The sequence below is a fragment of the Enterococcus sp. DIV0210g genome (genome assembly GCF_050559705.1).
GTDB classification, from domain to species: Bacteria; Bacillota; Bacilli; order Lactobacillales; family Enterococcaceae; genus Enterococcus_B; species Enterococcus_B faecalis_A.
On sequence record NZ_CP187903.1, the window covers coordinates 1 to 22678 of the forward strand.

Sequence of the window (22678 nt, forward strand, 5' to 3'; positions counted from 1 at the left end):
ATGGTATCCCTCGATGCTCTCTGGACCGAACTAAAAACTGGTTATCAAAAGGATTTATCTCCTGCCAGTTACAATACCTGGATCGAAACAGCTGTCCCTCGCTCGCTGAAAAACAATCAGCTGGTATTAGAGGTACCCAGTAAGATCCATAAAGAATATTGGGAAAAAAATCTCTCAACAAAAATCGTTGAACTAGGCTTCATGCTGACCGGCGATGAGATTATCCCTCGTTTCGTTACAGGCGATGAAGCTGACCAAGAAATCATTGAAGAAGCAGCTCCAAAAGCACCAGCTGCTGATCCAAAGAAAAAAGCGATGCTGAATCCTAAATATACATTTGATACTTTCGTTATCGGGAAAGGCAACCAAATGGCCCATGCTGCAGCTTTAGTTGTTGCGGAAGATCCTGGTTCTATCTATAATCCGCTGTTCTTTTATGGTGGTGTCGGACTTGGTAAAACCCATTTGATGCACGCGATCGGCCATCAAATGCTGCTTAGCCAGCCAAATGCGAAAGTAAAATATGTCAGCAGCGAAACATTTGCGAATGACTTTATCAATTCTATCCAAAACAAAACAGCAGAAGAATTCCGACAAGAATATCGAAATATTGATCTGCTGCTAGTAGATGACATTCAATTTTTTGCTGAAAAAGAAGCAACCCAAGAAGAATTTTTCCATACATTCAATGCACTTTATAACGAAGGAAAGCAAATCGTTCTGACAAGTGATCGTCTGCCAAATGAGATCCCTAAACTCCAAGAACGTTTGGTTTCGCGCTTTGCGTGGGGTCTTTCAGTTGACATCACACCGCCAGACCTTGAAACACGTACTGCGATTTTGCGAAAAAAAGCGGCAGCTGAACGTTTGGAGATCCCGGATGACACACTAAGTTATATTGCGGGACAAATCGATTCAAATATCCGTGAACTTGAAGGCGCGTTGGTGCGTGTTCAAGCATTCGCTACAATGAATAGTGCAGATATCACAACTAGTTTGGCAGCTGATGCACTGAAAACATTGAAATCAGGAAAAGGGCACAATCAATTGTCGATTTTGCAGATCCAAGAAGAAGTGGCAAAATATTATCACATCCAATTGAAAGATCTAAAAGGGAAAAAACGGGTCAAATCCATCGTTGTTCCTCGACAAATCGCAATGTACCTTGCTCGAGAGCTGACAGACAGTTCATTACCGAAAATCGGTGCTGAATTTGGCGGCAAAGATCATACAACAGTCATCCATGCGCATGAAAAGATCCAGCAATTGATGGATTCAAGTGCAAGTATGCAAAATGAAGTTTCAGAGATCAAAAATTTTCTTTTAAATTAGCTTGTGGATAGTACCGGATTTTTCCCAAAAGTTTTCCACACGATATCCACAAGGCTTTTTCTTTGAGAATCTTTGATTTTTTTAGTTTTCCACAGAATTAACAGCACCTATTACTTTTATTATTTATATATACTAATAATAAATATAACTACCAAAGGAGATTCATTATGAAAGTTACGTTAAATCGAGCAAGTTTTATGCAAGAGTTGCAAACTGTTCAGCGCGCTATTTCAAGTAAAACGACTATTCCTATTTTGACTGGGGTAAAAATCACTTTATCTTCAGAAGGATTGACCTTGACTGGGAGCAATGCGGATATTTCTATTGAAACTTTCTTGTCTTCTGATAATGAAAAAGCCCAAATGCAGATCGAATCAACTGGTTCGATCGTTTTACAGGCGCGTTTTTTCAGCGAAATCATCCGTAAATTGCCAGAAGATACATTTACACTAGAAGTTTTAGAAAACAAACAAGTAGCAATCACATCAGGTAAAGCAAACTTTACTGTAAATGGGTTAGATGCCGATAATTATCCGCATTTGCCTGTAGTAGAGAGCCAAAACCAAATCAAATTACCTGTCCATGTTTTGACAAAATTGATCAATGAAACTGTTTTTGCCGTTTCTCAACACGAAAGCAGACCGATTTTAACAGGGGTCCACTTTATTTTGTCTAATCAATCCTTATTGGCTGTAGCTACTGATTCACATCGTCTAAGCCAGCGTGTGATCCCAATTGAACAAGCAGCAGATCAATTTGATATTGTTATTCCAGGAAAAAGTTTGACAGAATTATCTCGTTCTTTGACAAATGAAGAAGAAATCGTTGAAATCAGCATCATGGAAAACCAAGTGCTGTTCAAAACAGAGACAATGTTCTTCTATTCTCGATTACTGGAAGGGAATTACCCTGACACAAACCGTTTGATTCCTTCAAGTTTCAATACAGAAATCGAATTTTCTGTTCCAAGTTTCTTAGCAGCGATCGAACGTGCTTCTTTGCTATCCCATGAAGGCAGAAATAACATTGTACGTTTGTCTATTTCTTCTGATTCCGTTATTTTGTATGGAAATTCTCCTGAAATCGGGAAAGTAGAAGAAAGCTTGTCTTATGAATCAAGCAGCGGCGACCCATTAGAAATCTCATTCAACCCTGATTACATGAAAGCTGCATTACGCGCATTTGGCGATATGAGCATCAAAATCAAATTTATCTCATCTATTCGTCCATTTACGCTGGAACCAACGGAAGACGGCGTTCAATTTATTCAGCTGATTACACCAGTCCGCACGAATTAATCTGGGATTTTTCACACTTTTTGAAAAATGAACTGAAAAAAAATAGAAAAAAGAATCTTGAAACAGAAAGCCATAAAATCACTTTTAAGGCTTTCTGTTTCTTTTTATTCAAAATACCTTTTTTCGCTTAAATCGTCTTATATCCAAAAATATACGTATGAATTTGTTTTCTTGGGCAAAAAAAGGTATAATATACATATGTTGAAAATTGAAAATGAGGGATGAGCTTTGAAACAACAAATCGTTTTGGAAACGGATTACATGACACTCGGTCAAATGCTGAAAGAAGCGACGATCATCAGCAGCGGAGGCCAGGCAAAATGGTTTTTAGCTGAAAATACCGTTTATGTCGATGGAGAACCAGAAAATCGTCGCGGTAGAAAACTTTATCCCGGAATGATTGTTGAAGTTCCAGATGTCGGAACTTTTTTTATGGTAAAAAAAGGAAATCAATCAAATGAGGCTGAATAAACTCCAGCTGAAAGATTATCGGAACTATCATGAGCTGAACATGGAATTTTCTAAAAATCTGGTCATTTTTTTAGGAGAAAATGCGCAAGGAAAGACGAACATTTTAGAAAGTATCTATGTTTTGGCTATGACAAGAAGCCACCGGACAGCCAGCGAACAGGAGCTGATCAGCTGGGGAAAGGATCAAGCGCTGATCCAAGGCGAGATCACGCGAGGTACTTCAAAGATTCCCTTAGAGATCCTGCTTTCTAAAAAAGGACGCAGAACAAAGATCAACCATATCGAACAAAAAAAATTAAGCAGCTACGTCGGCCAGCTAAATGTCATTTTATTTGCGCCAGAAGACCTTTCGATCGTAAAAGGAAGTCCGCAGCTGCGTCGAAAATTTTTAGACATGGAATTAGGACAAGTCAATCCAATCTATCTTTATGATCTGGTCCAATATCAAGGAATCTTAAAGCAGAGAAATCAATATTTGAAACAGCTGAACGAAAAGAAACAGTCCGATCAGCTGTATTTAGACGTTTTATCTGAACAATTAGCGGAATTCGGAAGCAAAGTACTCGCTGCCAGGTATCGTTTTGTTCAACGTCTGGAATATTGGGCGAATGCATTGCATGGTCAAATCACACATCAAAAAGAAAGTCTGCAAATCGACTATTTGTCTTCAATCGGTTCTTTAGCTGATCAAACACAAGAACAATTACAAGAAACGTTTCTAGAATTATTGAAAAAAAACAAGCAAAAAGATTTGTTCAGAGGGACGACCACTATTGGACCCCACAGAGACGATCTTCAGTTTTTGATCAATGAAAAAAACGTCCAGACTTACGGGTCACAAGGACAGCAGAGAACGACTGCATTAAGTGTGAAATTAGCAGAGATCGATTTGATCAAAGAGGAAACAAACGAATACCCGATTTTGCTGCTTGATGACGTGATGAGTGAGCTAGATGACAGCCGCCAGCTTCATCTGTTGGAAACCATCGAAGGAAAAGTACAAACATTCTTAACAACAACGACACTTGAACATGTAAAAAATAAAATGACGGTGGAACCGGAAGTGTTTTATGTTCAGCAAGGGAAAATAAAAGGAGAAGAAACTGAATGACAGAAGAAGAAAAAAGTTTAGTGGAACGCGCGAAAGAGTACGATGCCAGTCAGATCCAAGTACTGGAAGGTCTCGAAGCTGTTCGTAAGCGTCCAGGGATGTATATAGGTTCAACAAGTTCAGAAGGGCTGCATCATTTGGTTTGGGAAATCGTCGATAATTCGATTGATGAAGCTTTAGCCGGTTTCGCAAATTCGATCCATGTAGTGATTGAAGAAGACAACAGTATCACAGTCATCGATGACGGACGCGGAATCCCAGTTGGTATCCAAGCGAAAACAGGTCGTCCAGCCGTAGAAACAGTTTTCACTATTTTGCATGCTGGAGGAAAATTTGGCGGAGGCGGATATAAAGTTTCCGGCGGTTTGCACGGGGTAGGTTCATCTGTTGTAAACGCGTTGTCAACTTCTCTTGACGTAAAAGTATATAAAGACGGAAAAGTTTATTATCAAGAATATCGCAGAGGCGCTGTAGTGGATGATTTGAAAGTCATCGATTCAACCGATCGCCATGGTACGACCGTCCATTTTGTCCCAGATCCAGAAATCTTTACTGAAACAGTGGTCTATGATTTCAATAAATTAGCGACACGTATCCGCGAACTTGCATTTTTGAACCGCGGACTGCAAATCTCTATTGAAGACCGCAGAGAAGAAGAACCTGTACTGAAAACTTATCATTATGACGGCGGAATCAAAAGCTATGTTGAATATTTGAACGCAAACAAAACAGTGATTTTCCCTGAACCAGTTTATTTAGAAGGTGAACAACAAGATATTACTGTTGAAGTCGCAATGCAATATACAGATGGCTACCATTCAAACATCATGAGTTTTGCCAATAATATCCATACGTATGAAGGCGGAACACATGAATCAGGGTTCAAAACAGCGTTGACTCGTGTCATCAATGATTATGCGCGCAAACAAAAGTTGATGAAAGAAAATGATGACAATCTAACAGGTGAAGATGTACGTGAAGGACTAACAGCTGTTATTTCTATCAAGCATCCCGATCCTCAGTTTGAAGGGCAAACAAAAACAAAATTAGGAAATTCAGAAGTGCGGACAGTAACAGATCGTCTGTTCAGCGAACATTTCATGAAATTTTTACTAGAAAATCCTAGCGTCGGCCGTCAAATCATTGAAAAAGGACTGCTGGCTTCAAAAGCACGTCTAGCCGCAAAACGCGCGCGTGAAGTGACACGTCGAAAAGGCGCTTTGGAAATCAGCAACTTGCCAGGGAAATTGGCAGACTGCTCAAGCAATGATCCAGAAAAATGCGAATTGTTCATCGTCGAAGGAGATTCAGCCGGCGGATCAGCAAAACAAGGTCGAGACAGACAATTCCAAGCTATTTTGCCAATTCGAGGAAAAATCTTGAATGTTGAAAAAGCAAGTATGGATAAAATCCTTGCCAACGAAGAGATCCGTTCTTTGTTTACAGCGATGGGCACAGGTTTCGGCGAAGATTTCGATGTATCAAAAGCGCGTTACCACAAATTAGTTATCATGACCGATGCCGATGTCGATGGTGCACATATCCGTACGTTGTTATTGACATTGTTTTATCGCTACATGCGTCCAATCGTTGAAGCTGGTTATGTTTATATCGCACAACCACCTTTATACGGAGTGAAACAAGGGAAGAAAATCACTTATGTACAGCCTGGTAAAAACGCAGAAGAAGAATTGAAAGAAGTTGTTGCTTCTTTACCTGCTTCACCAAAAGCAACTGTTCAGCGTTATAAAGGGCTTGGAGAAATGGACGACCATCAATTATGGGAAACAACTATGGACCCAGAAAAACGTATGATGGCGAGAGTCAGTGTGGATGACGCAATCGAAGCAGATCAGATTTTTGAGATGCTGATGGGTGACCGCGTAGAGCCAAGACGCGCATTCATTGAAGAAAATGCCCACTATGTTAAGAATTTAGATATTTAATCGAAAAGGAGGAAAAATCGTGAGTGAAGAAATCAGAGAAAATATCCATGATGTCAATTTAAGCAGTGAAATGAAAAACTCCTTTATCGATTACGCGATGAGTGTTATCGTCGCTCGTGCTTTGCCAGATGTACGGGATGGATTAAAACCTGTCCACCGCCGTATTTTGTACGGAATGAATGAACTAGGAGTCACACCAGATAAACCACATAAAAAATCAGCCAGAATCGTCGGGGATGTTATGGGTAAATACCATCCCCATGGCGACAGCGCGATTTATGAATCAATGGTCCGGATGGCACAGCCGTTCAGCTACCGCTACATGCTGGTAGACGGACACGGAAACTTTGGATCGGTCGATGGAGACGGCGCTGCGGCGATGCGTTATACGGAAGCACGTATGAGCAAAATCGCCACAGAGATGCTGCGCGACATCAACAAAAACACGGTAGATTTCCAAAGCAACTATGATGATACAGAAAGAGAGCCGCAAGTACTGCCAGCACGTTTCCCTAATCTTCTTGTCAATGGAACAACAGGGATCGCGGTAGGTATGGCTACAAATATCCCACCGCATAATTTATCGGAAGTTGTGGCTGCGATTGATCTTTTGATGGACAATCCTGACGTAACGACCCATGAATTGATGGAAGTCTTGCCTGGACCAGATTTCCCTACTGGCGGTTTAGTTATGGGTAAATCAGGTATCCGAAGAGCTTATGAGACAGGAAAAGGTTCGATTACTGTCCGTGCTCGTGTTGAAATCACAGAGATGCCTAACGGAAAAGAACGGATCTTAGTAACGGAATTGCCTTACATGGTCAATAAAGCGAAATTGATCGAACGTATTTCAGAACTTCATCGTGACAAACGAATCGAAGGAATCACAGATTTACGTGATGAATCATCTAGAGAAGGTATGCGGATCGTGATCGATGTTCGACGCGACGCAAGTGCATCTGTTATTCTAAATAACTTATACAAACTTACTTCTTTGCAAAACTCATTTGGTTTCAACATGCTGGCTATCGAAAAAGGCGTGCCGAAAGTCTTGAGTTTAAAACAAATTTTAGAAAATTATGTGGAACATCAGCGCGAAGTTATTACTCGCCGGACGATTTTCGAAAAAGACAAAGCAGAAGCACGCGCACATATCCTAGAAGGTCTGCGTATTGCTTTGGATCATATCGATGAGATTATTGCAATCATTCGCGGTTCGAAATCCGATGATGAAGCAAAAAGTACAATGATCGAACGTTTCGAGTTATCAGATCGTCAAGCGCAAGCAATTTTAGATATGCGTTTGCGCCGTTTGACTGGTTTGGAACGAGAAAAAATCGAAAATGAATATCAAGAATTATTAAAACTGATTGCTGATTTAGCAGATATTTTGGCACGTCCAGAGCGTGTATCAGAGATCATCCGCACAGAATTAGCTGAGTTGAATCAACGTTTTGGCGACAAACGCCGCACGGAACTTCTTGTCGGTGAAGTCTTAAGTCTAGAAGACGAAGATTTGATCGAAGAAGAAGAAATCGTGATTACATTGACTAATAACGGCTACATCAAACGTGTAGCAAACAATGAATTCCGCGCACAAAGACGTGGTGGCCGCGGTGTCCAAGGAATGGGTGTCCATGACGACGACTTCGTGAAAAATCTGGTTTCTTGTTCGACTCATGATACATTGCTGTTCTTTACGAATAACGGCAAAGTTTATCGTGCAAAAGGATATGAGATCCCAGAATACGGCCGCACAGCTAAAGGAATCCCTGTAATCAACTTGCTAGGAATCGATTCAAGCGAAAACATCCAAGCAATCATCTCTGTGTCTGGACAAGCAGAAGAAGGCCATTATTTATTCTTCACCACTCGCTTAGGAACAGTGAAACGTACCTCAGTCACAGCCTTCTCAAATATCCGAAGCAACGGTTTGATTGCTATTGGTTTGAAAGATGAAGATGAATTAGTCAATGTATTGATGACAGATGGCCAATCAAACATCATTATCGGTACTCACGATGGCTACTCTGCAACGTTCAAAGAAGAAGCCGTTCGCGATATGGGACGTACAGCATCCGGTGTTCGCGGGATTCGCTTGAGAGAGAATGATTACGTCGTTGGAGCAGCCTTGATGAAAGAAGACCGTGAAGTTCTTGTCATCACAGAAAAAGGTTACGGAAAACGAACAAAAGTTTCTGAGTATCCTGTAAAAGGTCGTGGCGGTAAAGGGATCAAAACTGCGAATATCACTGAGAAAAATGGACCATTGGCAGGTTTGACAACTGTAACTGGCGACGAAGATATCATGTTGATCACAGACAAAGGCGTCATTATCCGTTTCAATGCGGCAACTGTTTCTCAAACAGGCCGTTCTACATTAGGTGTGCGCTTGATGAAAATGGAAAATGAGACAAAAGTTGTGACAATGGCAACCGTTGAACCAGAAGCAGCAGAAGAAGCGCCAGAAAGCGCCGAAACAGAAAATCCAGAAACAACCGAAGATAAGTAAAACTTAAAATTATTTATTTCTGAGTTTTATTGCTTTTTCAATTGAAGTCATGTATAATCAAGGATCGTGGGTAGTCTATACTCACGATCCTTGCTCTTAGAAAACTAAGAGCCTGAAGTCCATAGGGAGGTGAAAAATCAATGGAAAATACGAAATATGAAATCATGTACATTATTCGTCCAAACATTGATGAAGAAGCGAAAACTGCTTTAATCGAACGTTTCGATACAATCTTGAAAGATAATGGAGCTGAAGTTCTAGAATCTAAAGATTGGGAAAAACGCCGTCTAGCGTATGAAATGAACGGTTACCGTGAAGGTATCTATCACATCGTTAAAGTATCTTCTCCATCAAGCGCAGGCGCAATCAACGAGTTTGACCGTCTTGCTAAAATCAATGATGACATTATCCGTCACATGATTATTAAAGAAGAAGCTTAATGTTTGTTTCACGTGAAACAAAAACGATGAGAGGAGATGACTATTTTGATTAATAACGTTGTATTAGTTGGACGTTTGACCAAAGATCCAGACTTGCGTTATACATCTAGTGGAACTGCTGTTGCAACATTCACTTTAGCTGTGAATCGTAATTTTACGAATCAGAATGGAGACCGCGAGGCAGACTTTATCAATTGTGTAATTTGGCGTAAATCTGCTGAAACGTTGGCAAACTATGCTCGTAAAGGGACACTTTTGGGTGTTACCGGACGTATTCAAACTCGTTCTTATGATAATCAACAGGGTCAAAGAGTATATGTGACAGAAGTTGTTGCTGAAAACTTCCAATTATTGGAATCACGTACAGCATCTGAGAACCGTCAACAAACTGGCGGCTATCAACAAAATTCTGGACAATCATCTGCTAACTTTGGCGGTGGTAGCAACTTTAATCAATCATCTCAATCATCCAACGGTATGCCTGATTTTGATCGCGATAATTCTGATCCATTTGGTTCAGGAGGATCAACGATCGACATTTCAGATGATGATCTACCATTCTAAACGAATTTGATAGGAGGGAAATAGAATGGCACAACAAAGAAGAGGCGGACGTAAACGTCGTAAAGTAGACTATATCGCTGCTAATCATATTGAATACATCGATTATAAAGATATCGAATTGCTAAAAAGATTTATCTCAGAACGTGGTAAAATTTTACCTCGTCGTGTAACAGGTACAGGCGCTAAAAACCAACGTAAACTTACAGTTGCAATCAAACGCGCACGTATCATGGGATTACTTCCTTTCGTTAGCGAAGACTAATCTTTGAGAATAGAACTGCAGACAGCTTTCCTTGAGTGAAGGCGGTCTGCAGTTTTTTCGTCTGCTGTATTTTCAAAAAATAGATATATAATTGTTATTGAAAATTTTCTGCAAACATATTTCATGACGCCTCTTCGTTATTTAGAAATGAATTTTAGTTGTATGACCAAAGTTATGGTAAAATTAAACTAATCATGTACGGGAGGAAGAATATGGAAGAAGAAAAACAAAAACTGAGACCCAGCCCTCTACTGATCGTCTTTTTCATCATGCTGGAGACATTGATTGTTTTACTGTTCCCATTTCGTTATTTCAGCGCCTTATTTATCTTGGTCACGAACTTATTACTCTTGCGCTTTTGGCTGAAGATCCAAAACGGACAAGTCTTAGAAGAACGTGAAAAGATCCAGCACGCGTCTGCAATCGCAGAAACGAATCTAGCGTATGTTTCAGAAATCATGCCAGTGGGAGTTATCTCTTTCCACAAAACTTCGCAGAAAATCGACTGGATCAATCCTTTTGCAATGGATATACAGGCAGCGGCTTCATTATCTGAAGAAGAAATGCTGGACGTGTTTTTTGATGCAAAAGAGAAAAATAAAAACCAAGTTTATTTAGCAGATAAGACATTCCAATTCGATTTGGATACCATAAAAGGAGTTATTTATTTTGTCGATGTCACGCAAAACCAGCTCTTAAAGATTCATCAGCGGAATATGCAGCCAGTTGTTGGGATTTTGTCGATCGATAATTATTCGGATGCAATCGATAAACTGGACGACAAAGAAGTCTCTTATTTGAACTCTTTTATTACGACTATGGTTTCTGACTGGATGGCCGAATATCATATTTTCTACAAACGGATCAATGCAGAACGATTTTTCTTTTTTGCACAAATGGCTGATTTGGAGAGAATGAAAGAAAAGAAATTCGACCTTTTAGACAGAATGAAAAACGAAGCGGAAAGACAAAATCTCCCGATTACGCTGAGTATGGGTGTAGCGTATGGGCAGAAAACGTTGGAAGAAATCGGTGACGAAGCACAAAACAACCTGGACATCGCTTTAGTCCGCGGCGGCGATCAAGTCGTGGTCAAAGAAGTGAGTGAAGGAGCCAAACCAATCTACTACGGCGGAAAGTCTGCCAGTGCAGTACGAAGAACCAGAGTCCGTTCAAGAGCGATGAGTACAGCTGTGAAGCGCATCTTTGGTGAAACAGGCGATGTTTATATCATGGGGCATCGTTTCCCGGATATGGATGCACTTGGATCCGCAGTCGGTGTAGCAGCTTTGGCACGTTTTAATGACAAGAAAGCTTATATCGTTATCAATCAAAAAGAGAGCATTCCTGACGTTGAACGATGTTTGGAAGAAATCCATAAACAACCGGAACTAGAAGAATTGATCATTTCTCCTGAGCAGGCAATGGAACAGAAAAAGGCCAATGATTTGCTGGTAATGGTGGATTATCATAAACCATCACTTTCGATTTCTCAAAATCTTTATGAACAATTTGATAAAATCGTATTGATCGATCATCATCGCAGAGGGGAAGAATTCCCAAGCAAACCGTTGCTGACATATATTGAGTCCTCTGCTTCGTCAGCGTCGGAACTAGTGACTGAATTGATTCAATACCAAAGCAGCCGCAGCAATAAAATTACTCGTTTTGAAGCGACTCTCCTGCTTTCAGGGATGGTTGTAGATACGAATAGTTTCACTGTCCGGACTTCAGCGCGTACATTTGACGTAGCAAGCTATTTACGAACTTGCGGTGCGGATGCTTCCCTAGTACAATATCTATTGAGCTCAGATTTGGGAACGTATCTGGAAATCAGTGATTTGATTGCTCACAGTGAATATGTTACTAAAGATATCATTGTTGCTGCAGGTTCAGAAGAAAAAGAATATAATAGTGTGATTGCAGCAAAAACAGCAGACACATTGCTCGCAATGATCGGGATCAATGCTGCATTCGTAATCACCAAACGAACAGATGGATTGATTGGGATCAGCGCACGAAGCAGCGGTACGATCAATGTCCAGATCATCATGGAATCATTAGAAGGCGGCGGGCACTTTACAAATGCTGCTACTCAGCTGTCAGATACGACGGTCGAAGAGACCCAGAAACGATTGATTAGCGTCATTAACGACAACCTCAATCAAATGTATGAAAAGGAGTAATTTTTATGAAAGTTATTTTTTTACAAGACGTAAAAGGTAAAGGAAAAAAAGGTGAAGTGAAAGAAGTGCCAACTGGTTACGCACAAAACTTTTTGATCAAAAACAACCTTGCGCAAGAAGCAACTAAAGGAAGCATCAGCCAATTAGCAGGTCAGAAAAAAGCCCAAGAAAAACAAGAAGCAGAAATTCTAGAACAAGCAAAAAAATTAAAAGAGTTTCTTGAGCAAGAAGACACAGTGGTTGAATTGAAAGCAAAAGCTGGGGAAGACAGCCGTCTATTTGGTTCAATTCCTTCAAAACAAATTGCAGAAGGCTTGAACAAACAATACAAGATCAAATTAGACAAACGTAAAATCGAATTGAACAATCCAATCCGTTCATTGGGTTACACAAGCGTTCCTGTCAAATTGCATCATGAAGTAACAGCAAAAATCAAAGTACATGTCGTTCAAGAATAAGAAAGACAAATCAGTCATTAAAAAAATAGTTTAAGCAGGCTGTTCATTGGACGATTTTGTACATGAATAGCCGCACAGCGCATAAGCTGGAGTTTATCAAGATCAGTCACTGAATGGTTTGATAAACTTCAGCTTCTTTCGAGTCCAGAAGTCTGCTTTTATTCTCTGCTGATTTGTTGTAAAATGAAACGAATGAAAACAAGGAGCGATATGTATGAACGAAGTCTGGCAGGATCGTGTTCCACCCCAAAATATCGAAGCAGAACAAGCGGTTTTAGGTTCGGTATTTTTGGACGCTGAAACAATCATCGATGCCATGGAATATATAGAACCAAAAGATTTTTACCGTCGCAGTCACCAAATCATCTTTGAAACGATGATCGAATTGAACGACCGAAATGAAGCAATCGATGTCGTCACAGTCAAAGATCGCCTAGAACAAGGCAACCTGTTAGAAGATGCTGGCGGATTAAGTTATTTGTCTGACTTGGCACTTTCTGTACCGACTGCTGCGAATATCGTTTATTATTCAAAGATCGTCGAAGAAAAGTCTTTGCTGCGCACATTGATCCAAACAGCAACTGGTATCGTTACAAAAGGGTTTGAACAAGGTGAAGAAGTTCAAACAATCTTAGATGATGCTGAACGCAGTATTTTAGAAGTTTCAGAAAAAAGAAATCGAAGCGGCTTTTTATCTATTTCTGAAGTATTGAACAATACGATCGAGACAATTGATAAACTTGCCCAAAATAACGAAGAAATCACTGGTTTGCCAACCGGTTATCAAGCATTGGACAAAATGACTGCTGGATTGCAGTCAGAAGAGCTGATTATCCTTGCTGCACGTCCAGCCGTTGGGAAAACGGCTTTTGCGCTGAATATTGCTCAAAATGTCGGCACAAAAACAGATCGTTCTGTTGCTATTTTCAGTTTAGAAATGGGGGCAGAATCTTTGGTTAACCGGATGCTTTGTGCAGAAGGGTCCATTGAAGCGAGTCATTTGCGAACTGGTCAGTTGTCGGAAGAAGAATGGTCCAATCTAATCGTTGCGATGGGGAGTTTGTCCAAAGCAAACATCTACATTGATGACACACCAGGGATCAAGATTTCTGAGATTCGGGCAAAATGCCGAAAATTAGCGCAGGAAAAAGGCAATCTTGGTCTGATTTTGATCGATTATCTTCAATTGATTGAAGGAAATGGTAAAGAAAACCGTCAACAAGAAGTTTCGGATATTTCGCGTCAGCTGAAAAAGCTGGCGAAAGAACTAAAAGTCCCTGTTATCGCGCTGTCACAGCTTTCTCGTGGTGTGGAACAACGCCAAGACAAACGACCTGTCCTTAGTGATATTCGTGAATCAGGATCTATCGAGCAGGACGCCGATATTGTTGCATTCTTGTACCGAGACGATTACTATGAAAGAGAAAACGGGGAAGACGGCGATGCGCCAGAACCGCAAAACGACAACGTAATCGAAGTTATTATTGAAAAAAACCGGAGTGGTGCTCGGGGAACAGTCGAACTGCTTTTCATCAAAGAATACAACAAATTTTCTTCACTTTCACCAAGAGAAGAATTTTAATTATTCTGGTTTAATGTTCGTGTTTTGCTCTTTTTAATAAAGTCAATATTTTTAACATTCGAATTTTGGTTGAATAAAGGAGCATAACTTGGTACAATAGTTCAGGATAAAATATTATAAAACGAGGTGTTCGAATGTCATCTGTAGTAGTAGTTGGTACACAGTGGGGCGATGAAGGAAAGGGTAAAATCACTGATTTCTTAAGTGAGAACGCGGAAGTCATTGCACGTTATCAAGGTGGCGATAATGCTGGACATACAATCAAATTCAATGGCGTAACATATAAATTGCATTTGATTCCTTCTGGTATTTTTTATAAAGACAAAATCAGCGTAATCGGTAACGGTGTCGTTGTTAACCCTAAATCTTTGGTTACAGAATTAGCTTATCTGCATGAAAGAGACGTCACAACAGACAATCTTCGTATCTCAGATCGTGCACATGTCATCTTGCCTTACCATATCAAATTGGACCAATTGCAAGAAGATTCAAAAGGCGAAAATAAAATCGGTACAACGATCAAAGGGATCGGACCAGCATACATGGACAAAGCTGCACGTGTTGGTATCCGTATCGCTGACTTGCTTGACAAAGAAATCTTTGAAGAGCGCTTAAGAATCAATTTGGAAGAAAAGAACCGCCAATTCGTTAAAATGTTCGATTCTGAACCAATGGACTTTGATGAAATCTTCGAAGAATATTACGAATACGGCCAACAAATCAAAAAATATGTCACAGATACATCTGTGATCTTGAATGATGCGCTGGATGCCGGCAGACGTGTTCTATTTGAAGGCGCACAAGGTGTTATGCTGGATATCGACCAAGGAACATATCCATTTGTTACTTCTTCTAACCCAGTTGCTGGCGGCGTGACAATCGGCAGCGGCGTTGGCCCATCAAAAATCAACAAAGTCGTAGGTGTCTGCAAAGCGTATACTTCACGTGTTGGTGATGGTCCATTCCCAACTGAGTTAACAGACGAAGTTGGTGACCAAATTCGTGAAGTTGGTCGTGAATATGGTACAACAACAGGACGTCCTCGCCGTGTCGGCTGGTTTGACACTGTAGTAATGCGCCATTCAAAACGCGTATCAGGAATCACAAATCTATCTTTAAACTCAATTGACGTATTGAGCGGTCTTGAAACAGTAAAAATCTGTACAGCTTACGAACTAGATGGCGAATTGATCTATCATTACCCAGCAAGTTTGAAAGAATTGAAACGATGCAAACCTGTTTATGAAGAACTGCCAGGCTGGTCAGAAGATATTACACAATGTAAAACACTTGCTGAACTGCCAGAAAACGCTAGAAACTATGTACGTCGTATCTCAGAGCTTGTAGGCGTGCGTATCTCAACGTTCTCAGTCGGTCCTGACCGAAACCAAACAAATATCTTAGAAAGCGTTTGGGCGCAAATCTAAGGCATTTAAATGCATGAATGAAAACCAATAGGAAGAAATACGTAAAACAAGAAAATCAGTTTCGTTAAAGAAAGGAATTGATAGGTTCTCTGTTTTATGTATTTCTTCTTTATTTAAGTGTCTATAATTCAGCATCTCCATAAAACAAAGAATAACAATAGTAATGACTTATATTTAACCGAATAATTGATATATTTGTTATAATGAAGTACAAAAGTGAGAGTTAGGAGTTGAAAAATATGTATCAAATCGTAACAGATTCAGGATGCGATTTGCCTTATGAGATGCTGAAAGCCGCCAATGTCGAATTTCTATCTATGAAAATCAACTTGAACGGAAAAGAATACATTGATGATCTTGGAGAAGCATTTGACTATGCAAAATTTATGGAACAATTGAAAAATGGCGCTATGCCGACAACTTCTCAAATCAATGTTGGCCAGTATCTAGAATTTTTCCGACCATTTGTTGAAAAAAAAATCCGAGTGTTATACGTAGCATTTTCCAGCGCGCTAAGCGGTTCATATTCAAGTGCTCGTCAAGCTGTAGAAATACTAAAAGAAGAATACGCTGATCCAGAAGTCTATATTTTTGATACAAAAGCTGCCAGTGTCGGTCAGGGAGTACTGGTTTTAGAAGCTGCTCGTATGCAAAAAGAAGGAAAAGAACTAACAGAAGTTTTGACTTGGCTGCAAGACAATTATTTAAAAGTCCATTCTTGGGTAACTGTCGATGATTTGAAGCATTTGGAACGAGGCGGCAGAATCTCCAAAACAACTGCTGCAATTGGTAGCCTGCTAAGTGTTAAACCAATCATCACAGTGGACCCGGAAGGAAGACTGCAAAATGTCGACAAAGTACGCGGACGCAATAAATCGATTCAGAAAATCGTTGATGAAACAATCAATACAATCGTTTCCCCAGCAAATCAAACGCTGTATATTGCCTATGCCGGTGATTTAGAGAGTGCAGAAAAAGCCAAAGCCTTGCTAGAAGAAAAAATCCAGACAAAAGAAATCAAACTGCTGCCGCTCGGTCCAACGATCGCCAGTCACACTGGGTACGGCTGTATTGCGATTTTCTCTATGGGGATCAGCCGCTAGAAAACAACTTTTCGAAAAACAAAAAAACACCGCAAAATTTCAATGTTTTGCGGTGTTTCTTTTGTTTTAGATTGCTTATATATGAGTATTTAGGACTGCTGTTATTTAATTATTAATTAAATAACACATTGATGCGTTCTTGTACATCTTTATTTTCCAAAAACTCATCATAAGTCGTTTCTGCACGGTCAACCATACCTTTGTCTGAGACAGCAATAATACGATTTGCCAATGTTTGGATGAATTGATGGTCATGAGAAGCGAATAGCAAAGCGCCTGTAAAGGCCATCAAACCGTCATTCAACGCTGTGATAGATTCTAGATCTAAGTGGTTTGTTGGGTCATCAAGAACTAAAACATTGGCTTTTGAAAGCATCATTTTTGATAACATACAACGAACTTTTTCGCCCCCAGAAAGGACATTTACTGGTTTCAAGACTTCTTCACCAGAGAAGAGCATTCTTCCCAAGAAGCTGCGTAAGAACGTATTGTCATCTTCTTCTTTGCCAGCATATTGTCGCAACCAGTCCAAAATCGGCAGGTCATTCGCAAATTCTTTGGATGTATCTTTTGGCAAGTAAGCTTGGCTAGTTGTGACACCCCAGCGTACAGTTCCTGTGTCTGGTGTGATTTCGCCCATGATGACTTTGAACAAAGTAGTGGTTGTGATATCGTTATTTGCAACAAAAGCAACCTTGTCATCTTTATTCAATGTGAAAGAAATATCATCCAAGATTTTTTTGCCGTCGATCGTTACACTGACATTTTCCACTTGCAACAAGTCATTACCGATCTCACGTTCAGGATTGAATCCAACGAAAGGATAACGGCGTGAAGATGGCTGGATATCGTCAAGAGTGATTTTTTCCAGCATTTTTTTACGAGAAGTCGCTTGTTTTGATTTAGACGCATTTGCGCTGAATCGAGCGATAAAGTCTTGTAATTCTTTGATTTGTTCTTCTTTTTTAGCGTTAGATTGTGCTTGGAGTTTTGTTGCTAATTGGCTTGATTCTAACCAGAAATCATAGTTTCCGACATAAAGTTTGATTTTACCAAAGTCAAGGTCAGCCATGTGTGTACATACTTTGTTCAAGAAATGACGGTCATGGGAAACCACGATAACAGTGTTCTCAAAGTTGATCAAAAATTCTTCCAGCCAATTGATTGATTGGATATCCAATCCGTTTGTTGGTTCATCTAAAAGAAGAACATCTGGTTTGCCAAACAAAGCTTGCGCAAGAAGCACTTTGACTTTTTGACCAGCTGTCAGTTCACCCATCAATTGATCATGGAATTCTTCTGGGATATTTAGACCTTGCAATAACACGGCAGCTTCTGGTTCAGCTTCCCAACCATTTAGTTCAGCAAATTCGCCTTCTAATTCAGCCGCACGGATGCCGTCTTCGTCAGTAAAGTCTTCTTTCATATAAATACTGTCTTTTTCTTTCATCACTTCGTACAGGCGTTTATGGCCCATAATAACTGTTTCTAAAACAGTATATTCCTCATAATCAAAATGATTTTGTTTCAAAACAGCCATTCGTTCGTCTGGTCCTAATGTCACAGTACCTGTTGAAGGCTGCATGTCCCCGGATAAAACTTTAAGGAACGTTGATTTACCTGCGCCATTTGCACCAATCAAGCCATAACAATTTCCAGGGGTGAATTTAATATTAACATCGTCGAATAGTTTGCGGTCTGAAAAATGCAAACTTACATCATTTACAGTAATCAATTCTTTTCCTCACTTTTTAGTAATAAATTTAGACTACAAGTCTTATAGAATTATAAAGGGGATAACGGAAAGTTTCAAGGAAACAGGAGAAACACTTTTGAAAGTTTCACGTGGAACGCCAGAAAGGAAGTAACAAAAACGCAGAATCGGCTGAAAAGAAAAAAACTCTTGCCTAAAAAAACATCAAAAATGCTGTTAATTCAACATTTCAGGCAAAAAAGCCGTTGTTTTTAAGACAAGAGTCATTTATGTTATTGATTTAGTTCTTTATAAATTTCATTTAAGACTGGCAGATTGGAAACTTCATATCTCTCTTTAAAAGCTTGGATTTCTGCTTCTGAGAATTTTTCTGGGTCCAATACCAATTCTTCAACAGGGATAGGACGTTCATTTTTGATTTTGACGTCAATCACGACTGGGCGTTTGCTTTTCTTCGCTGCGTCGAAGGCATAAGCGAGTTGTGAATAGTCAGTTACTGTAAAACCATCTGCACCTAATGCTTCTCCGACTTTCCCAAAATCAGCTTCTTCAATAAAGACACCAAATTTTTTCTGTTCGGTATCTTCTTGCTCTGCTTCGATGAATCCGAAAGAATCATTAGAAAATACAACGTTGATGATTGGCAATTCATATTTTACTTGAGTAATGATATCTTGCATCACCATAGCAAATCCGCCATCACCGCTTAATGTGAATACTTGTCGTTCTGGATAGCTCAATTGGGCAGCGATTCCTCCGGGGATACCATTTCCCATAGTTGCAAACCAGCCAGAAGTCGTATGTTTTTGGTTGCCGTTCAAGTCAAGAAGACGAATTGAATGGATGGTCGTATTACCGACATCTGTCACAAAAATCGCATCGTCTTCTGCGATTCGATTGATTTCTTTGTAAACTGCTTCTGGACGTAATGGTTTGTCTTCCCGAGTCTCAAAGGTTTTCAACCAGTTTTTCCAATTACGGTTATTTTCTTGGTTTGCTTTCAGCCAATTATCTGCTGGGCGAATAGGCGCCAGTTCCATCAGACGTTGCAAAGCTTGGATTGCATCACCTAAAATCGCTACATCCGTATGGTGGCGTCGTCCAAATTTTGAAGCATCAATGTCGATTTGGATAAATTTTGCATCTGGGTTGAAGAAAGTTCGGCCAAATGGGAAATCACTGCCGACAAATACAATCAAATCGGCGGAAGCAAGGACTTCATTTCCTGGTTTAGTTGCCACTCTTCCGGCAAAGCCCATAAAGTTTTCATAACTGTCAGGAACAATACCTTTTGCTAAAACAGAAGCAACGATCGGCATAGAGAAATGTTCTGAAAAAGCAGTGATCGTATCGGCGCCGCCTCGTGTTCCTTGACCAATATATAACACTGGTTTTACGGCATTTTTGATGTACGGTAAGGCTTCACGCAAGGGTTCATCTTTTGGTGTTGGATAATTGACTTGGTGAGTATGTGCACTAGTGAGGTCTGTTTCTTCGATTTCAGCAAAACCGTAATCGACAGGGATCGTGACTACTGCGACACCTTTGTTTTCATAGGCCGCTTTGATTGCTTCGTCTACTACGTGAGGCAAGCTTTCAGGAGTCATTACCGTTCGATTGTATACGCTGACATCTGCATACATGGGATTTTCATTCATTTCTTGGAAAGCCGTGTAGTTCATTGAAGTAGAAGCTACTTGTCCTAATAAAGCAAGTACAGGAACATGATCCATCTGAGCATCATAGAGTCCGTTGATCAAATGAGTAGCGCCAGGACCGGCAGAGCCAAAAACAGCCCCTATTTTTCCAGTCAATTTTGCATCTGCAGCGGCAGCAAGTGCCCCAACTTCTTCATGACGTACTTGAATATATTTGATTGAATCTTTTTCGTGATACAACGCGTCCATTGTTGAATTAAAAGAGCCTCCGGGAATTCCGTAAATATGATCGATTCCCCAACTTTCAAGAACTTTGACCATTGCAACACCTGCATTGATTTTAACCATAAAAAATCCCTCCGTTTCATTGTATCTAAAATTATAGCGCCAATTTTCGTTTTCCCCAATCAAAGCGCATCGGATATAGTAGTAGCTTGCTTTTGAGGGATGTGCTAGAGTAGTACTTGAATGAGAGAGGAGGGGGAAAATGACAGATTGGCTATTGCAGCTTGATCCGTGGCAGCAAGCATTGACAGGTACTGCTTTTACATATTTCATGACAGCGTTAGGGGCAGCATTAGTATTCTTTTTCAAAGAAATCAAAAAAGAAGTCTTGAATTTGATGCTGGGTTTCGCTTCAGGCGTGATGATTGCTGCGAGTTTCTGGTCTTTATTGGACCCGGCAATCGCAAAAGCAGAAGAAAATGGCGATATTGCTTGGCTAGTCGTAAGTATTGGATTTGGTCTAGGCGGCGTTTTCTTATATATAGCAGATAAAACATTGCCTCATATGCACTTTGGTCCGAAACATGAAAAAGAAGGACTGCCTTCGCATTTGAAACGGACGATCTTGTTGGTTTTTTCTATTACGCTGCATAACATACCAGAAGGATTGGCAGTCGGGGTCGCATTTGGTGCAGCTGCTACCGCAGATAACCCTACTGCTGCGATCCTAGCCGCTATTTCTGTGGCTTTAGGTATTGGGATCCAGAACTTCCCAGAAGGTGCGGCTGTGTCGATCCCATTGCGTCAAGAAGGCTTATCAAGGAAAAAAGCATTTGTGTATGGACAAGCATCAGGTATCGTGGAACCAATCGCCGGTGTAATCGGGGCAATCCTAGTAACGAAAGTGTCGATTTTGTTGCCTTACGCATTGGCATTTGCAGCTGGAGCAATGATTTACGTTGTCGTGGAAGAATTGATTCCTGAAGCACAACAAACTTTGTCCAGCAAGCGCCATTTCGCTGTTTTCGGGGTAATGAGCGGATTTATTATCATGATGATCTTGGATGTTGCCTTAGGATAAAAAAAGAGACTGGTCAGGCGACCAGTCTCTTTTTTGTTTTTCTATATATCTGTCCGAAGAATTTGCGAAATCAAAATAAGGATACAAAATTGGGGAGATAGTGTATTTTTTGATTATCGTAGAAAACAGCGAATCTATTAGTAATAACGTCGGTTGTTATTTGAACGTCCAGTAATCAAGCGAACAAGCCAGACAACGATAGCGATTGGGATAAGCACTTTTATAGCAAACCATAAAATACCACTCAATACGCTGACAAATAGGCTAAGGAAAAAGCCTCCGACAATCAGTACAAGCACTAGTAATAATATATTGGATAACATACTTCTTTGTCTCATGAGTTAAACCCTCCTTGGTTTTTTGAACATACTGAGTATATCAATTTTTGCACAGTTTTACGTCCAACCTTAGACTGATTTTGTTTTCAGACCTTAGCGAATTTATTCATTGCTTTTTTAGTATCTCACATATAATATAGGGCGGAGGAGGAATTAAAAATGACAAAAAATAGGCTTGAAGCTTTTACTGACGCAGTTATTGCTATCATTATGACGATTTTGGTCTTGGAACTTCATGAACCAAATGGAGATACATGGTTCGCACTTGGAGAATTAGGGCATAAGTTTTTTATTTATATCATCAGCTTCTTTAGTTTAGCGATTTACTGGAATAATCATCATCATATGTTCCAAGTCGTTCGAAAAATAAATGGGCGTGTTTTGTGGGCAAATGGATTTCTTATATTTTCACTGTCGCTGTTCCCTTTTGTGACTTCTTGGATCAGTGAGTACATCAACAGCTGGGCACCAGAAGCAACGTATGGATTAGTTGTACTGTTGGCAAATGCCGCGTATCTTGTTTTGGCAAAAGAATTAGCAGCAGCAAATCCAAAAGAACAATTAGCCAAAAATCTATTCAATAACTATAAAAAATCATATATTTCAATCAGTCTCAATATTATTGGACTGCTCTTGGGCTGGCTGATTGCTCCGATTGCTGTATTACTCGTCAATGTTGTCATCTTGTTGACGTGGTTGATTCCTGACAAAGCAATCGAAACACATTACAAAGAACAATAAATAGCCGATAAAAAGCTGGATCACTTCAAATATGAAGCGATCCAGCTTTTTTGTGGATAAAGCAAAAAAATAGAATCGAAATCCTTACTGTGGAAAACCCTAAAACCCCCAAAAAAAGACCTCTCTGAAAAATATCCACTGTGGAAAAGTCTGTCTTTTTCCCATAAATAAAACAGACAAAAACCTTCCACCCTCGATTGAAACGCGCAATCCCTTGATAATAAAGGAT

Annotated in this window: 19 protein-coding genes; 16 read left to right on the forward strand and 3 right to left on the reverse strand. The window is 40.0% G+C overall.

The window, feature by feature from the left end:
• From dnaA to IGI64_RS00070, 14 genes are all read left to right on the forward strand, one after another.
• Positions 1-1332, forward strand: coding sequence for a chromosomal replication initiator protein DnaA (dnaA, locus tag IGI64_RS00005; RefSeq protein ID WP_429939060.1), 1332 nt, complete (start codon positions 1-3; stop codon positions 1330-1332).
• A 167-nt stretch (positions 1333-1499) separates the two neighbouring features.
• Positions 1500-2630: a DNA polymerase III subunit beta gene (gene dnaN / locus IGI64_RS00010; protein WP_016623158.1), complete on the forward strand. Its 1131-nt coding sequence runs from the start codon at positions 1500-1502 to the stop codon at positions 2628-2630.
• Positions 2631-2858: 228 nt separating this feature from the next.
• Complete coding sequence (yaaA, locus tag IGI64_RS00015; RefSeq protein ID WP_034861224.1) at positions 2859-3101, forward strand: S4 domain-containing protein YaaA; 243 nt, start codon at positions 2859-2861, stop codon at positions 3099-3101.
• On the forward strand, positions 3088-4212 hold the full coding sequence (gene recF / locus IGI64_RS00020; RefSeq protein WP_016623160.1) for a DNA replication/repair protein RecF: 1125 nt from the start codon (positions 3088-3090) through the stop codon (positions 4210-4212). The genes yaaA and recF overlap by 14 nt, the downstream gene beginning before the upstream one ends.
• Complete coding sequence (gene gyrB / locus IGI64_RS00025; RefSeq protein ID WP_016623161.1) at positions 4209-6158, forward strand: DNA topoisomerase (ATP-hydrolyzing) subunit B; 1950 nt, start codon at positions 4209-4211, stop codon at positions 6156-6158. The genes recF and gyrB overlap by 4 nt, the downstream gene beginning before the upstream one ends.
• Positions 6159-6177: 19 nt before the next feature.
• The gene (gene gyrA / locus IGI64_RS00030; RefSeq protein WP_016623162.1) at positions 6178-8670 is read left to right on the forward strand and encodes a DNA gyrase subunit A; all 2493 of its coding nucleotides are present in this window, start codon (positions 6178-6180) and stop codon (positions 8668-8670) included.
• 140 nt (positions 8671-8810) lie between these two features.
• Positions 8811-9110: a 30S ribosomal protein S6 gene (gene rpsF / locus IGI64_RS00035; protein WP_016623163.1), complete on the forward strand. Its 300-nt coding sequence runs from the start codon at positions 8811-8813 to the stop codon at positions 9108-9110.
• 45 nt (positions 9111-9155) lie between these two features.
• Positions 9156-9674, forward strand: coding sequence for a single-stranded DNA-binding protein (gene ssb / locus IGI64_RS00040; protein ID WP_429939065.1), 519 nt, complete (start codon positions 9156-9158; stop codon positions 9672-9674).
• 25 nt (positions 9675-9699) lie between these two features.
• Positions 9700-9936 carry a 30S ribosomal protein S18 gene (gene rpsR, locus IGI64_RS00045; protein ID WP_016623165.1) on the forward strand — a complete coding sequence of 79 codons (237 nt, stop codon included), beginning with the start codon at positions 9700-9702 and terminating at the stop codon, positions 9934-9936.
• A 212-nt stretch (positions 9937-10148) separates the two neighbouring features.
• Positions 10149-12122, forward strand: coding sequence for a DHH family phosphoesterase (locus IGI64_RS00050; protein ID WP_429939066.1), 1974 nt, complete (start codon positions 10149-10151; stop codon positions 12120-12122).
• A gap of 5 nt (positions 12123-12127) precedes the next feature.
• A complete protein-coding gene (gene rplI / locus IGI64_RS00055) occupies positions 12128-12580 on the forward strand; it encodes a 50S ribosomal protein L9 (protein ID WP_016623168.1) in 453 nt (150 codons plus the stop codon).
• 214 nt (positions 12581-12794) lie between these two features.
• Positions 12795-14162 (forward strand): replicative DNA helicase, encoded by a 1368-nt coding sequence (gene dnaB, locus IGI64_RS00060; protein ID WP_016623169.1) that lies wholly within the window; start codon positions 12795-12797, stop codon positions 14160-14162.
• 134 nt (positions 14163-14296) lie between these two features.
• A complete protein-coding gene (locus IGI64_RS00065) occupies positions 14297-15589 on the forward strand; it encodes an adenylosuccinate synthase (RefSeq protein WP_016623170.1) in 1293 nt (430 codons plus the stop codon).
• 239 nt (positions 15590-15828) lie between these two features.
• A complete protein-coding gene (locus IGI64_RS00070; protein WP_429939069.1) occupies positions 15829-16692 on the forward strand; it encodes a DegV family protein in 864 nt (287 codons plus the stop codon).
• Between the two features lie 112 nt (positions 16693-16804).
• Here the strand turns inward: IGI64_RS00070 and IGI64_RS00075 are convergent, their stop codons facing one another.
• Together IGI64_RS00075 and spxB are read right to left on the reverse strand one after the other, a co-directional pair.
• A complete protein-coding gene (locus IGI64_RS00075) occupies positions 16805-18427 on the reverse strand; it encodes an ABC-F family ATP-binding cassette domain-containing protein (RefSeq protein ID WP_429939071.1) in 1623 nt (540 codons plus the stop codon).
• 251 nt (positions 18428-18678) lie between these two features.
• Positions 18679-20412, reverse strand: coding sequence for a pyruvate oxidase (gene spxB / locus IGI64_RS00080; RefSeq protein ID WP_429939073.1), 1734 nt, complete (start codon positions 20410-20412; stop codon positions 18679-18681).
• A gap of 139 nt (positions 20413-20551) precedes the next feature.
• Between spxB and IGI64_RS00085 the strand changes: the two genes are divergently transcribed.
• Complete coding sequence (locus tag IGI64_RS00085; protein WP_016623174.1) at positions 20552-21370, forward strand: ZIP family metal transporter; 819 nt, start codon at positions 20552-20554, stop codon at positions 21368-21370.
• 137 nt (positions 21371-21507) lie between these two features.
• On the opposite strand, the gene IGI64_RS00090 is transcribed toward IGI64_RS00085, so the two are convergent.
• Positions 21508-21708 carry a hypothetical protein gene (locus tag IGI64_RS00090; RefSeq protein WP_016623175.1) on the reverse strand — a complete coding sequence of 67 codons (201 nt, stop codon included), beginning with the start codon at positions 21706-21708 and terminating at the stop codon, positions 21508-21510.
• A 159-nt stretch (positions 21709-21867) separates the two neighbouring features.
• Between IGI64_RS00090 and IGI64_RS00095 the strand changes: the two genes are divergently transcribed.
• Positions 21868-22449, forward strand: a complete 582-nt coding sequence (locus IGI64_RS00095; protein WP_429939076.1) for a TMEM175 family protein — start codon at positions 21868-21870, stop codon at positions 22447-22449.
• Positions 22450-22678: the final 229 nt, after the last annotated feature.